The 14457-nt window shown below is 64.7% G+C and carries 12 protein-coding genes and 1 pseudogene; 8 read left to right on the top strand and 5 right to left on the bottom strand.

What is annotated here, in order from left to right; genetic code table 11:
- The first annotated feature begins 49 nt into the window (after nt 1-49).
- Together SH412_RS27935 and SH412_RS27930 are read left to right on the top strand one after the other, a co-directional pair.
- Nucleotides 50-1231, top strand: coding sequence for an FIST signal transduction protein (locus SH412_RS27935; protein WP_336521328.1), 1182 nt, complete (start codon nt 50-52; stop codon nt 1229-1231).
- 19 nt (nt 1232-1250) lie between these two features.
- On the top strand, nt 1251-2183 hold the full coding sequence (locus SH412_RS27930) for a bifunctional riboflavin kinase/FAD synthetase (protein ID WP_336521327.1): 933 nt from the start codon (nt 1251-1253) through the stop codon (nt 2181-2183).
- A gap of 18 nt (nt 2184-2201) precedes the next feature.
- Here the strand turns inward: SH412_RS27930 and SH412_RS27925 are convergent, their stop codons facing one another.
- From SH412_RS27925 to SH412_RS27910, 4 genes are all read right to left on the bottom strand, one after another.
- Nucleotides 2202-2996: a sterol desaturase family protein gene (locus SH412_RS27925; RefSeq protein WP_336521326.1), complete on the bottom strand. Its 795-nt coding sequence runs from the start codon at nt 2994-2996 to the stop codon at nt 2202-2204.
- 56 nt (nt 2997-3052) lie between these two features.
- Entirely contained in the window at nt 3053-4861 is a 1809-nt protein-coding gene (locus SH412_RS27920) for a BatA domain-containing protein (protein ID WP_336521325.1), read from the bottom strand.
- Nucleotides 4862-4930: 69 nt separating this feature from the next.
- Entirely contained in the window at nt 4931-5800 is an 870-nt protein-coding gene (locus tag SH412_RS27915) for an SMP-30/gluconolactonase/LRE family protein (protein ID WP_336521324.1), read from the bottom strand.
- A gap of 220 nt (nt 5801-6020) precedes the next feature.
- Entirely contained in the window at nt 6021-7100 is a 1080-nt protein-coding gene (locus tag SH412_RS27910) for a 3-keto-disaccharide hydrolase (RefSeq protein ID WP_336521323.1), read from the bottom strand.
- Between the two features lie 257 nt (nt 7101-7357).
- Between SH412_RS27910 and SH412_RS27905 the strand changes: the two genes are divergently transcribed.
- From SH412_RS27905 to SH412_RS27890, 4 genes are all read left to right on the top strand, one after another.
- Entirely contained in the window at nt 7358-10156 is a 2799-nt protein-coding gene (locus SH412_RS27905) for a HEAT repeat domain-containing protein (RefSeq protein WP_336521322.1), read from the top strand.
- Nucleotides 10157-10258: 102 nt separating this feature from the next.
- On the top strand, nt 10259-11539 hold the full coding sequence (locus SH412_RS27900; protein ID WP_336521321.1) for an MgtC/SapB family protein: 1281 nt from the start codon (nt 10259-10261) through the stop codon (nt 11537-11539).
- Nucleotides 11540-11642: 103 nt separating this feature from the next.
- Complete coding sequence (locus SH412_RS27895) at nt 11643-12851, top strand: AAA family ATPase (RefSeq protein WP_336521320.1); 1209 nt, start codon at nt 11643-11645, stop codon at nt 12849-12851.
- Nucleotides 12848-13423 (top strand): hypothetical protein, encoded by a 576-nt coding sequence (locus tag SH412_RS27890; RefSeq protein ID WP_336521319.1) that lies wholly within the window; start codon nt 12848-12850, stop codon nt 13421-13423. The genes SH412_RS27895 and SH412_RS27890 overlap by 4 nt, the downstream gene beginning before the upstream one ends.
- Nucleotides 13424-13428: 5 nt before the next feature.
- Here SH412_RS27890 and SH412_RS27885 read toward each other — a convergent pair whose 3' ends face one another.
- Complete coding sequence (locus tag SH412_RS27885) at nt 13429-13776, bottom strand: RidA family protein (protein WP_336521318.1); 348 nt, start codon at nt 13774-13776, stop codon at nt 13429-13431.
- Nucleotides 13777-13960: 184 nt separating this feature from the next.
- On the opposite strand from SH412_RS27885, the gene SH412_RS28765 reads away from it, so the two are divergent.
- Together SH412_RS28765 and SH412_RS28760 are read left to right on the top strand one after the other, a co-directional pair.
- The gene (locus SH412_RS28765) at nt 13961-14047 is read left to right on the top strand and encodes a twin-arginine translocation signal domain-containing protein (RefSeq protein WP_419555834.1); all 87 of its coding nucleotides are present in this window, start codon (nt 13961-13963) and stop codon (nt 14045-14047) included.
- 74 nt (nt 14048-14121) lie between these two features.
- A pseudogene (locus SH412_RS28760) lies at nt 14122-14376 on the top strand (gfo/Idh/MocA family oxidoreductase); the annotation flags it as partial.
- Nucleotides 14377-14457 lie beyond the last annotated feature (81 nt).

The following is a 14457-nucleotide window of genomic DNA, read 5'->3' as shown; positions in this document are numbered from 1 at the left end:
CGGGCCGGTTGCACCGGCCCGGCGACCTCCCCACGGATATGACATCGATATGGCCATCGCCGCCGGCTGTTCCGCGCAGCCCGATTTCTCGCAGGCGCTTGCCGAAGCCTGTCAGCCGATTCGCGCAGCGTTCGCGGCCGCGCCGCCCGATCTGACGTTTGTCTTCATTTCGCACCATCACGCCGCCCGCTTTGGAGAGATCGGCCCGGCGATTCGCGAGCTGACCGGGACGCGCCTGCTGCTGGGCTGCACCGGCGAGGCGATCATCGGCGGCGATCGGGAACTGGAGAACCAGCCGGCCCTGTCTGTCTGGAGCGCCGCGCTCCCCGGGTCCGTGCTGACCACGTTCGCCGTCGAGTTTGAAGAAACGCCGGACGGCATGGTCTGCTCGGGCGTGCCGGAAGGGCTGGCCGAGCACCACGACGAAACCCGCGCGATCCTGATGGTCGCCGAACCCTACTCGTCGATCCCCACCTCGCTGCTCGACGTGTTCGGCGACGAGCTGCCCGGCGTGCCGGTGATTGGGGGCATGGCCAGCGGCGGCGGGCCGGGCGCCAATCGCCTGTTCCTCAATGAGCAGACTGTGGAAACCGGGGCGATCGGCGTCGTTCTGCGCGGCGGACCCCAGGTGCAGACGATCGTCTCGCAGGGCTGTCGACCGATCGGTCAGCCCTACGTCGTGACTCGCGCTGATCGGAACATTATCTTCGAGCTGGGAGGCAAAACCGCCCTCGAACGATTGCAGGAGATGTTTCCCGGCCTCAGCGCCCGCGACCAGCAGCTCTTCGAGCAGGGCGTTTTTCTCGGCGTCGCCATGAGCGAGTACCGCGACACGTTCCAGCGCGGCGATTTTCTGATTTCGAACGTCCTGGGAGCCGATCGCGACACCGGAGCGGTCGCGGTCAGTAACCTGGTCCGACTGGGCCAGACCGTGCAGTTTCATCTGCGCGACGCCGCGACCGCCGATGAAGACCTGACGCAGTTGCTCGAGCAGTTTCAGCAGCGCGCCCCCGCCCGCGCCGAAGGCGGATTGCTGTTCACCTGCAACGGCCGCGGGACCCGGATGTTCCCGGAGCCCAACCACGACGCCGGCGCCGTGCAGGACCGGCTCGGCCCGCTCCCGCTGGCAGGAATGTTCGCCCAGGGGGAACTGGGACCGGTGAGCGGGAAGAACTACATCCACGGCTTCACCGCCAGCCTGGCGCTGTTCATGGTCGAAGAACCGGTATGAGCGGACGGGGCGGTGAGCCATGCAATTGATTCGCTCCCTCGACGACGCCGGTCCGTGGCGCGGCGGTTTCGTCTCGATCGGGAACTTCGACGGCGTCCATCGGGGCCATCAGGAAATGGCCCGCACGCTGGTGGCGCGGGCGGCCGCCAGCGGTTCTGCCACCCTCGTCGTGACGTTCGATCCCCATCCGGTGCAGTTGCTCCGGCCGGAACTCGCGCCCCCTCCGTTGACCACGCTGCCGCATCGGGCCGAGCTGCTCAGTCGCCACGGCGTGACGGGACTGCTCGCGCTGCCGACCGATCGGGCCTTGCTGGAACTGACGGCGGACGAGTTCTTCGAACGGGTGATCGTCGGGCGATTGGGCGCACGCGGACTGGTCGAGGGACCGAACTTTTTTTTCGGCCGACACCGAGCCGGGAATATCACTACGCTCCGGGCGATGTGCCAGTCCCGCCAGATGTCGCTGGATGTGATTTCTCCCGTCACAGTCGGCGACCAGTGGGTTTCGTCGAGCGTGATCCGCTCGCTGCTGCAGGCGGGCGACACCTCCGACGCCGTCAACCTGCTCGGCCATCCCTACCGGCTGTCCGGCCGGGTTGGGTCGGGAGCGCAGCGCGGCCGGACGATCGGCTTTCCCACCGCGAATCTGGTGGAAGCGACGACGCTCGTCCCCGGACCGGGCGTTCACGCGGGGCTGTGCGAATACCGCGGAGTCCGCTATCCGGCGGCGATTCATATCGGTCCCAATCCGACGTTCGGCGAAGACCGGCTCAAAGTGGAGATTCACCTGCTGGACTTCGACGGCGATCTCTACGGCCAGGAACTGACCGTCGATTTCCTGTCGCGCGTCCGCGAAGTCCGCAAGTTCGCCAGCGTCGGGGAGCTGACATCGCAGCTTCATCAGGACGTGGCCGAAGTCCGCGCGCTCGCGAACGAGTTCCTCGGCGTATGATCCGGCGACGATCGCAGATCAAGACGGTGGCGGATTGCGGAACGGCAGGCGCAGGATTCCGGGCAATCTGCAGCAGGTGGCTTCGTCGCGCGGCCACGGCAGACCGATGGTCGCCGCATCATGCCCGGCGGCCGGCTGATCGCGATAGGTGCGGAACAGCCGATCCCAGCAGGACAGGTTGAAGCCGAAGTTGCTGTTGGTCTCGGCGGGAACTTCCGAATGATGAACCCGGTGCATGTCCGGCGTGACGATCAGCCAGCGCAGACCGCGGTCGCACCACGCCGGCAGCCAGACATTGCTGTGGCTGAAGATGGACGTGGCATTGAGCACCACCTCAAAGGCGATCACGCCCCACACCGGCGGACCGATCAGCAGCACGAGCCCCAGTTTGAACAGCGAGGACAACAGGATTTCGAGCGTGTGGAAGCGCAGGCCAGTCGAGGCGTCGCAGTCGAGGTCCGCATGATGCACGCGATGCACCCGCCAGAGCCACGGCGCCGCATGGAAGAGCACGTGCTGACCGAAGATCGCCAGATCCAGCGCGACGACCGAAAGCATCAGCTCGATCGCGAACGGCAAGTCGATCAGGTTCAGTATTCCCCATCCGCGTTCCGCCGCCTGTTCTGCCAGGCCGGCTGCGGACAAGGGGATCAGCAGCCGGGCTGCGACGGTATTGATGACCGTCAGAACCAGATTCGTCGACCAGCGCCAGCCCTTTCCGACCGTCAGGGTTCGCCGAGGGGCGATCAGCTCCCAACTGGCCATGACCAGCAGAACGCCAAGAAATCCGGCGAGTCGGACGAAAGACTCCATGCGGCGAGGATTCCAGAGAGGCGTAGTCGGGTTCGAAGTTGATTGCCGTTCTCAACCTACTGCCTGAGCACCCGCCAGTCGAGCAGCATGGCGGCCAGGGTGAGGATCAGGGCGGTAAGAAGCCACCACGTCAGCGGCTGATCGACGGGGAAGAAACCGACATCTTCGGCATCGGCCGGGGAGCGATGTCCCGACCCAAGCTGCCGCAGGTCGGACTCGATCGCGTCGAAGAAATTGACCGCAAACGAATCGTACAACCGATCGCCATCGCGAAGCTCATAGAGGCCGACATCGCTCAGTGCAGGCAGGTCGACGACGGCGCTCCGGACCAGCGGACGTTGAGTCTCTCCTTGTCGCAAGATGAGCGCGCGGCTGCGGGCGGGCTCCGATTCGCTGCCTCCCTCGAACAGTCGAAAGCGGACGTCTTCACCCAGACGATAATTCCAGCGGCGCAGTCCCGGCAGGCTCTCCCGCCGGGCCTCCACGAGGTTTGTCAACAGGATCGGCCAGTCGAGACTCTCCGCCAGATTGGTTCGCGCCAGATCGAGATTGAGCAGCCACGCCGGCGCGGCCGCTCCGTCGAGTTCTCCGAACAGCAGGTGATCGCCGCAGGTAATCAGCGGGGTTGCCGGCAGCGTCATCGGCCGGACGCCAGCCCAGAGGACTCCCTGCAGCGTGACGCCTTGCAGCAACGGATGATTCCGTTCCAGCACGAACGGGCCGGTCAGGTCCAGCGGCTCGGCGGGCGCATCGGTAATGTCGGGCAACGGGCCGACGCCCACCCACCATGTGGTTCCAGCGACCGACGGGCCAGCCTCCGCCGGCGCGAACATCAGCCGGGCAGAATTCTGCTCCACGAGCTCGACGTCCGGAATCGCCTGCAGTCCAGCCTGGAGTTTCTGGACGGCGACAGGCTCGGCGACGGTCACGGCAACCGGCACGATGCGAGGTCGAGGGCGAACCAGTTCGACGCGGCTGTCGAGCGGCAGGGCGTCGTCCGAAGCACTCAACTCGACGCGAACGATCGCGGCGGCGGTCTGCAGCGGGACCTGCAATGAGACGGATCCTTCCGCGGGGACGGCGACTTCGCGTTGAAATAACGCCATCTCACCCGCCACGCCCCGCACGGTGGTCGTCGCGCTGGCGGAGTGATGGTTCTGCAGCCGCAGAAAGAGGCTCGATCCATGTCCGTCTCGAAGCCACTCGGCGGCCGAGATGCCGAGATTCGGCCGGGCTTCTCCAATCGCCACAATCTCCAGCTTCGCGGGGACGGGAGCGTCCGGATCTGGCAGCCGGTCGGTCAGGAACAGCAGCCGGGCGTTGTCGCCGGCGAGTTGCGCCCCCAGGTCCCAGGCGGGTCCGAAATCGTGTCGCGGAGCAGCGGGATTCCACCGCTCCAGAGCGGTCGCGACCTCGCTCCAGCGGATGGCGGGACCGGCCAGCATCGTGGGCCGCCGGCCGGTGAGCAGAACCGTCCAGACGCTGCGGTACGGCAACTCCTGCCGACGTTTCTCCAGCCCGGCGAGCGCCCGTTCGCGAAACGTCTGTCCGTCGGACCCGACAGCCGACATCGACGCCGAGTCGTCCAGGATCACGATCTGATGGACGGCCCGGCCGAGATCGCCAAACCGCAGGTCAACCAGACCGAGCGTCGCCGCGAGCGCGGCAAGGAGCTCCAGGAAGAGTGACGCCGAGAGGGGGAGTCGATCCCGTCGCCGGCCCGACGTGGGGACGTGGTCTTCGTCGGCCCAGAGATGCAGTCCCGCGACGACCAGCGCGGGAAATCGCCGCTGGTAGAGGTGCAGCACGATGATCGCGGGAAGGGCGAGCAGGCCCAGCAGGCCCCACGGATTGGCAAGGTACATGCGCGGGACGGGGCTCCCTTGTTAGGCCGGCTGCGCCGGCCGCTTTCTTCCACTTCTCCGGCGTCGACTCTACTTGCCGCTCTCCGCCTTCGGCGTCGGCAGAATATACGGCGTGCCGCGAACCTTAGTCTTCCGCGAATAGACCTTGTCGGAACACGTCACATACAGCGTGTCGAAGTTCTTACCGCCGAACGCGACGTTGGAGAGAAATTTGTTCTGCGGCTTGGCAATCGCGCCGCCGAGACGCCCGGTCGGATCGAACATCTGCAGCCCGGCGTGCGTGCAGACATACAGTCGGCCGTTGTCGTCGAACGTCAGGCCGTCCGAGCCCGGCTTGGACTGTCCCGAGGGGATCTGCAGCGGGCCATAGTACTTGTCGCCGAACTTCAGGCTGCCATCGCCCTCGACACGAAACGTCCGCAGGTTGGGCTCGTCCCAGTCGGCGACGACGAGCGTGCCGCCGTCCGGCCAGAGTATGAGGCCATTGGGCGTAAAGCCGCTCGCGACGACCCGCTTTTCTCCCTGGGGCGAGACGTACCAGACCTGCTTGCCGCCCATGTCCGTGACGTAAACGCCTCCCTGCCGATCGACCACCAGGTCGTTCACGGGGATCTCTTGGGCGAGCACGTGCTCCTTGCCGTCCGTGTCATACCAGACGACCTGTTTCGTCTCGCTCTGACAGGCATACAGCCGCCCTTCCGGGCCGAACATCAGCCCGCTGGCCTTCCCGGAACCTTCGACGAAGATCGTGACTTTGGCGGTCTCGGCGTCGATCCGGAAGATCTTGCTCTCCGGGACATCGACGAAGAACACATTTCCGTGTGCGTCTGGCGCCGGCCCCTCAGTGAATTTGTGCCCCTCGCTGACGAGCTGCCACCCGGCTCCGTCCAGCAGCACCTGCGAAAGGGGCATGTCCTGAGCGCGGGCAGCGGTGGACATGCAGAGCGTTGCCAGAAGCGAGTAGCGAATAGCGAGTAGCGAATAGCCAGAGAAAGAAGGGCTGATCGCTCTTCGCGGATCGCGGATCGCCAGAGCCGGAGGACTATCAGTACTCGTCATAAATCGATCCCTCTGCGTCGCGTCGTCGCGTTCTTCGTTGCGTGAACTCTTCTATCTTCCGTCTTCTCTGCGGCCTCTGCGCCTCCGCGAGAAATCTTCGTTACCGGCCGCGGCGGAGCTGACGGGCTTCGCGACGCGTCAAAGGTTCGGCAGGGCAGACGCAACTGGCGACTGCCGCCGGTGCTGGCGTTGCGGAGTGATCGACGATCCAGACGTTGCGGAAGTGGACCGCGTTGCCGTGGTCCTGCAGCAGGATCGGCATCGCTTCCGGACCCTCGGCCTTGCCGGCGCCGGTCTTGTTCGGGATCTCATAGTTCGACTGGACCGGCACGCCGTTGTGCCAGACGGTGATCCGGGCCGGGGCGACCTTCGCTCCGGACTCATCAAATCTGGCAGCCGTGAACTGAATGTCGTAAGTCTGCCACGAGAGCGGCGGAAACGTCATGTTGAGATCCGGAGCTTTCGTGCGGTACAGCGACGCGGAGTCGTTGAACTGCGGTTCCAGGCCGAAGGAATCGAGGACCTGCACTTCATACCGTCGCTGCAGGTAGAACCCGCTGTTGCCGCGCGCCTGGCCGCGGGCGTGCGGCATGTAAGGGGTGCGGAACTCGGCGTGCAGCGTGAAATCTCGCCACAGCCGGTTGGTCTCGGTGCCGATCCCGAGCAGTCCGTCCTCAGTGATCCGGGGATTCTTCAGTTCGCCGGTGTCGGTGCCGTTGAAGAGAATAATCGCCCCGGCCGGCGGAACCGCGCCCGTCGTCGAACTGTAACGCTGCCAGGGCTGCAACTGCCCCAGACTGTGACCGGCCGCGTCAGTGGCGGTCGCGGCATAGCCGGGAGCGATGGCGATCGCCAGGTTCTCGGCCTGCAGCGTCAGCCGTTCGCCGTCCCGCTTTCCGGCAAGCTTCGTCCGGGGACCGCTCTGGTAGCCGTTGCCCGGAAGTCCCCCCGGAGAGAGCAGAGCGGCGAATTCGCCGTTCCCCTGCGCGACGACCTGGAGTCCCACAAACTGCGACCGCCCCTGCCACCAGATCGGCCCGGCATATTCGCCCTGGAAGCGGAAATCATCGTCGACCTGGGACAGGTCGGTCACGCCGGCCTTGAGCGGATCGACGGGATCCGCCGCCAGGCCGAGTGCGGGGAGGGCGAGACCAAGCAAACAGCAGACGCCGCGCAGCATGGAAGTCTCTCTACGAATGAAGTCAATCAGCGCCCGCGGAACGGAATCGCCGCCCGTATGAACGTCGCCAGTGTGATCGCCCGGCAAGTCTGCCGCAAGATGCCGACGGAAACTGAAAGACGCGCGGCCGGCCGGTCCGAAGAAAGTTGGGAGACAACCGGGACAACCCGCGCCCCGGCCTGCGGCAGACGATAGAATTGATTGGACCGTCTGTTCATGCGTCGGCAGGCGGGGTCGGTCTCGCAGGAATCTCCGGGATGTTCCGCCAACCGCTACTTTCCCTGTATGTCTTCGCAGTCTGCCTGACGGGAATCTCGCTGGGGCAGGAGGCGCCGCCCGACCGTCGGCAGCCGCGTCCCGCCGTTGTTCCCGCCCGCCCGCCTCTCGTCGAACGGGAGTTGCGAACGGAGGCCAGTACCGATGCGGCGGCACTGGAACGGACCACCCTGACAATGCAGAGCCTGCACGAAGAGGTGCGGCGGCTGTCGGGTCCGCCCGAGGGAAAGGTTCAACCGCTGGAGCTGGAGGGGCAGTTTCGCGTGACCTGCGACGGGGCGCACCTCGGACACTTCTACACGAACGACGGACCAACCCGGTTTGTCGCGGTCCACCTGCTGGCGTTGAACCTGACGGACCACGCGATCGACATTCCGCGCGAACGGATCGCGGTATTGATTGACGACGCGGCCGGTATTCCCGCGGGAAGCGAGGAATCGACTCCGAACGCCGCGCTCGCCAATGCCGGGTTTCAGTACGGCGACCAGCATCTGCCGGTGCAGGGCATGCAAGGCCCGAAAGTCTGGACGATCCCCGCGCGCGGCTGCCACGGACTCTGGCTGGCCTTCGGCGACATCGGCCCGGGGAGCGACGTACCGCCGATTCGCGCGACAATCCGCGCGAACGACCAGGACTTTACGCTGGACGTCAATCAGTTGCAGCACGCGGTGCTTTCGCGACGGATCGAGCGGGTCGGACCGCGAAACTGCCTGGCGCTCTACACCATCGGCGGTCTGCTCAATACCGTGAATGCGGGCGGACTGGTGGAAGACTTGATCGCGCTCGGGCAGGAGCCTGTGGGACGGGTCGTCGTCGGCTGGAGCACCAACGCACCAACGCCCGATGGCCAGCTCCTGAGCTGGCTGCAGAACTCGGCGCTGCGGCTGGGAACCGGGCAGGTCGTCAGCGAGACGCTGCCGGCGATTCCCGCAGTCATCCGCGAGCTCCATCTGACCAAGCTGGCCGGAGGAAGATTTCCCTCGAACGACTATTCCGGCCGGCCGCAGGCCGCCAATCGGGTCCACGAGACGCAGCAGCAGGCGGTCTCCGCCGCATTACGGTCCCTGATGACGGTCCTCCCCGAAGATGAACTGGTGGCGGAGATCCGTCACGGCCATCCGCTGTCGCGGGCGGCGGCGCTGGAACATGGCGGCAGCCGGCTGCACGAAGACCACGTTCCATTGCTGATCGCGCTGGCCCAGGGGGACGATCCCGATCTGCAGGCATCCGCCGTGCGGGCGCTGGGGAACTTCGGCGACCCGGCGGCGACAGAGCAACTGACGCGCTGGATTCGCGACGGGGGAGAACCGCGGGCGTCGGCCGCAATCGACGCCCTGGCGGCATCGCGGTTCCGGGCCTCGCACGATGCGCTGCGGCAACTGCTGGCGTCGGAGAATCCTGCCGTGCGGCAGCAGGTCCTCAAGGCTCTGGCGGCCCAGCCGAGGCCGCTGTGGGTCAACGAACTGTACCAGGCGGCGACGGCGCCGGGAACGCAGCCCTCGAAAGAACTGCTGCTGGCGCTGGTGCAGCTCGGGCATCCGGACGTCGTCGACCTGCTGCAGCAGGCGCTCGGCAGCGAAGACAAGGGGCTGCGGGACTTTGCCTTCGGAATTCTGAGCCAGCGGAACGACATCCGCAGCGAACGACTGGCGCTGGAATTCCTGATGGAGCAATTGAAGACGACGCCCCCCGATGGACCTATGGTGCAATTGCTGGGACGGACGCGCGACCCCCGCGCCATCCCCCTGCTGGTGGGGCACCTGGAAGGCAAAGGCGATCGGCAGCACGCGATCACGCTCCTCGGGCAGTACGCCGACCCCGCCGCAACAGCAAAGATGATCGAGCTGTATCCGAAGATGCGCACCCACGAGCGGGTCCTGGTGCTGCAGGCGCTGCGGCAGATGGAGCACGAGCAGTTTACGGATCTGGCGCGCGAAGCGCTGGGGGCCAAGGACAATCAGCTCGTAACCGCCGCGATTCAGGGACTCGTCGAAATCGGCTCCGACGCCGCCTGCGACGCCGTGATCGCCGCACTCGACAAGCAGGAGCAGCCCTACTTGATCAACGCGTTGTGCGAAGCGCTTGGCAAATTGAGTCAACCTGCCGCACGGAACGCTCTGCTCAAGGAACGGCGGTCGAAAGAGGAGTCGCGGCGCGACGCGGCCCGACGCGGTCTGCTGGCCTGGCGGCAGCGTTCGCCCGCCTTCGTCTACGTCTACCAGGCCCAGACGCAGGTCCGCGACAAGCACTATGACGACGCCAGAGAAATGTTCGATCTCGCCGTCCAGGCCGATCCCGAGTTGCCCGAAGCCTGGGCAGGACGCGGAAATCTGCTGTTCCGCCAGGAAAAGCTGGCCGACGCCGAGCAGGACTACGAAAAGGCGCTCGCGCTCGACGATCAGAGCAGCGAGGCCGTGACCGGAGTGGGAATTATCCGGGTCATGACCGGCCGGGTGGAGTCGGGAATCGAGCTGATTGAGCAGCGGAGGAAGGACTTCAACCGGGAATCTCTGTTCCACTACAACGCGGCCTGCATGTACGGCCGGGCCATGGAGGCAATGGACAAAACGCCCGACGGCGCGGGACGAAAGAAGCAGTACCGCGATCAGGCCATTCGGGACCTGGCAACCTCGGTCCGGCACGGCTTCGAGGAATTCGACTGGATGGCCGAAGATCCCGACTTGAAGTCCCTCCACGGCGATCCCGAATTCGCAAAGATCTGCCGCGGCGAAGTCGAAGCCGAGATCGACGACGAAGCCACCCCCGCCCAGGATCGTTGAGAACCCCGCACACGACAGTCCTTTCCGGCGGCATTTCTCGGGGACTTTCCGGTCAGAATCTCTGCGTGAAATCTTCGTCACCCTGCCATTGGCTCCAGCCGCATGTACGAACCGTCGCAGATTCTGTTCGAGCAGCTCGGCATCGCACTGGGGATCGGATTGATCGTCGGGTTGCAGCGGCAGTTCGCAGAGTCGCCGCTCGCAGGGTTGCGGACGTTTCCGCTGGTGTCGGTCCTGGGGGTGATCGTCGGGCTGGCGGATCGCCAGCTTGAAGCCGGCGGCTGGGTGGTGGTCGCCGGATTTCTCTCTCTCGCAGTAGTGGCGGCGCTGACCAAGAGCATGCTCATTCGCCAGGGCGGACCGCAGGCTGACTACGGACTGACCACGGAAATCGCCCTGCTGCTGATCTACGGCCTGGGGGTCTACCTGACCGTCGGAGACCGGGCGGTGGCGATTGTGGCGGGAGGCGTCGCCGCGGTGCTGCTGCAGTTCAAGCCGGAACTGCACGGCTTCGTCGCCAGACTCGGGGCGACCGACCTGCGGGCCATCATGACCTTCGTGCTGGTGACCTGCGTCGTCCTGCCGGTCCTGCCCGACGCCGCCTACGACCCCTTCGGTGTACTCAATCCCCGCGAAATCTGGCTGATGGTCGTCCTGATCGTCGGCGTCAGTCTGGTCGGCTACATCGCCTACAAGCTCTTTGGAGCCGATGCAGGCGTCCTGCTGGGAGGCGTCCTTGGCGGCGCCGTCTCCAGTACGGCGACGACGATGAGCTGCGCCCGCCGGACGGCGGAAGACATCGGATTCGCGCGGGCCGCCGCCGCAATGGTGGCGATCGCCTCGGCCGTGGGCTACCTGCGAACGCTGGTCGAAATTGCAGTCGTTGCGCCGGCTGAGTTCCCCCGCCTTGCGCCCCCGCTGATTCTGGTGACCATTTCGATGTCCGCCGCCGCCGGATGGGCGTGGTGGCGGACCTATCGTCACCCGCTGAAGATGGCGGAGCACCAGAATCCGACTGAGTTGCGGTCGGCTCTGGCGTTTGCGGTTCTCTACGCCGCAGTCATCTGGGGTCTTGCCGCGTCGCGATTTCTGCTCGGCGGAGGCGGGATGTATGTCGTCGCAGCGTTGGCAGGGTTGGTCAATACAGACGCAATCACGATCTCGACTTCGCGGCTGGTTCAGAACGGCGGTCCGCAGACCATCGACCCTGACGACGGCTGGCGCATCATTCTCGTGGCCCTGCTGGCCAACCTGGCCTTCAAGGCCGGGATCGCCGGCCTGGCCGGCCGCTGGGCGCTGTTCCGCCGGGTCGCAATGATCTTCCTGCCCCCGGCATTAACGACCGTCGCGCTGCTGGCGACGTGGGGGTGGGTGGCGGGGTGAAAAAGTGCCCCGGAATTCCGCTGACCTCCCTCGCCGGGCGTGGTACACTTGAGCAGGTCCACCCGGGCCGTTTTTGAAGCGACCGTCTATTTGAAGTCTGGCGATGATCGAGCAATTCCACGTTCAGAACTACAAGGCCCTTCACGAAGTCCGACTAAACCTGACGCCGCTGCATCTGCTGATCGGCCCCAATGATTCCGGCAAAACGAGTCTGCTCGAAGCGCTGGCGGCGCTCTGTCGGAGCGTCGACGTCGATCTGGTGGAAGCGTTTCCGGGCGCTTGGGACGGGGCCGATCTGGTGACGGGTCGCGATCCGCAGCGGGAAATCCGTCTGGCCGCTGACTTCGATTCCGACCTCCATTACTCGATCGACATTTCGTTCTTGCGGACTGGCAAGGTTGTTAAGCTCACGGATGAGCAAATTGTAACGAGCGTGGGGGAGTGGAGACTCTCGAAGCAAAGTCGTCAGCGTTGGAACAAAACAATCACAAAGGTGGCCGCTGTCGAACGTTCTCCTGATGCAACACGTCAAGGTGAAGGTGCATTGACGGCTCAAGCTTTCGACGACGTTCGATCGGCTCTGTCCGGCGTCCAATTCTTCCGCTGGAACCCACGGTTGCTGGCGCTGCCGGCAGCGCTGGATCCGCAGGCGGGTTTTGCGATGGAGGCCTCCGGATTTGGCCTGGCGCGCGCCTTGGCGGAGATCGTGCTGTACGACCGCGGGCTTTTCCAAACGATTGAAGATCGTTTCCGGGACTTCTTTCCACACATTCAAACCATACGCATCGCATCCACGTCCGCGTTTGACACTCAACACAAACGGGACGAACTGGTGCCGATGCTGAGCAAGCAGAACGGCCACGAGATCCGGATTCTGTTTCGCGGCCACACCGAAGACGTCCCCGCCTCGCAACTTTCCGAAGGCGTCCTGCTGGTTCTGGCGTATCTGACCATCCTCTACGCCCCCAATCCCCCCCGTCTGCTGCTGATCGAAGAGCCCGAGAACGGCATGCATCCCGCACGACTGGAACAGATCATCGGCCTGCTCCGTGAACTGATCGCCAAGCAGGACCACACGCAGGTCGTCCTGACGTCGCATTCGCCGTATGTCGTCGACCAGTTCCAACCGGAGGAAGTCACGCTTTGCTACCGAACCGACGCGGGAAATATCGCCGTCGAACGGCTCTCAGAGAGTGAGACAGTGCGGCGTGAAGGCCGCATATTCTCCTTGGGTGAGATCTGGTCGGGTCGGGATGACCATATTCTGAATGGCAATCAGACCATTCCGGAAACCGTCGGAACGCAACCGTGAGAGTTCGCGTTTACCACGACGGTCTGCACGAAGCATCCGGCGCCCTGGAAACTCTGCTTTCCCGGCTGTGCCCGCAGATCGCCACTTGCGACTTCAAGTCTTCAATCAGGCTGAGATCCCGTCAGCACGGCAAGGGGGCCGGGTACTTGAAAAAGGCCGCTGCCGCCGTGGCGGAAGCCCGCGAAGAAGGTTTCGACGCGGTCGTCTTTCTAATCGATGAAGACGGTGATCCCGAGCGGTCTCAGCAAATGAATGCTGCTCAGGAAGGACACCTCGGAGACGTCCTTTTCCCCAGAGCGTTCGGAGTCGCCATCCGGTCCTTTGATGCCTGGATGGTGGCCGATGAAGCGGCAATGGCGAAGACGCTTGCTCGGACGATTGACTGCCAGAAGTCACCGGAAGAATTGAAGTCTCCAAAGGAAGTCGCGAGGTCCATTGTCGCTGAGTCGATGTCTCTCCGCGAGTTCTATGCCGAGGTGTCGCGATGGGTTCGCATTGATCACCTCGAAGACCGCTGCCCGGCGGGCTTCGCACCATTTGCACAGCGAGTCCGCAGCCTGCTGGCAAGCTGACCGGCTCACACTGCCGCCGTAATCACCAGCTCGACTCGATACCCCGCCGCCGCCAGCGGCGCATGCACGCACGCCCGCGAAGGAGCGTGGCCTTCCGGAACCCACGCGTCCCAGATCTCATTGAACGCCGCCAGATCCCCCGCCTCGGGCAGGTAAATCAGCACCTGCAGCAGGCGCGTCCGATCGCCGCCCAACTGCTGCAGCCGGGCGTCGATCTGGGAAAGTACCTGATGAAACTGTGTCGCGGCGTCGGCCTCGGGATTGTCCGGGACTTCAACAAAGTAGGCGACTCCCTGATTCACGACGGCGTCAGACCAGCGGCGGGTTACGCCGTGGCGGATGATCTGGCTCATGGGGAACTCCATTCGGAGGAAAACGACGGTTCATTGAGGGTCCTGTAGCGTAGGCCAGGACGACGCGGTTTGACAGCTCAACGAGTCCTGCGCTGGAAATCGCCGCATGCGTTGCGGCCGACAACCGGTTTACAATCGCCGCACAGTCCGAGCGGTCGATCGCCCCTCCTGAAGTACTCAACGGATGACTCGACGGACGAACCGCCGCGATTTTCTGCAGTCCGCCACGCTGGCCGCCGCTGCCGGGGCAGCCCTCCCCGACCGGACCTGAACGCCCGCACGAAGACTCAGAACGCAAAGTCCCCGACCGAGCGACCGAAGATCGACTGGTCGACCGTTGACAACGCGGAGGACCTGGGCTTCGACAGCGGCGTGAGATTCGAAGGGGACGCAGGTCGGTTCTTCGTGAACCGCGGCAAGCTGACCGGCGCAGACATCGAAGCGCTGAAAAACGAACCGCTGGCGGACGACGTGTCACCTGTCGAACATCGCCAAGCGCCTCGGACGCAACTTGAAATGGGGTCCCAAATCCGAGCAGATTGTCGACGACGCCGACACCTGCTGGGCCGCGAGCAGCGGACGGGGTTTGAGGTAGTCTGACGTTCGCGGACAAACAGCAAACAGCCCGGATGATCGTGCGATCGTCCGGGCTGTTCGCATCGAGATTCCCGGCTTCGGCAA

This window comes from Planctellipticum variicoloris (assembly GCF_030622045.1).
GTDB lineage: Bacteria > Planctomycetota > Planctomycetia > Planctomycetales > Planctomycetaceae > Planctellipticum > Planctellipticum variicoloris.
The sequence above is the reverse complement of the archived record's forward strand: the minus strand, read 5'-3'. Positions and strand labels throughout refer to the sequence as shown.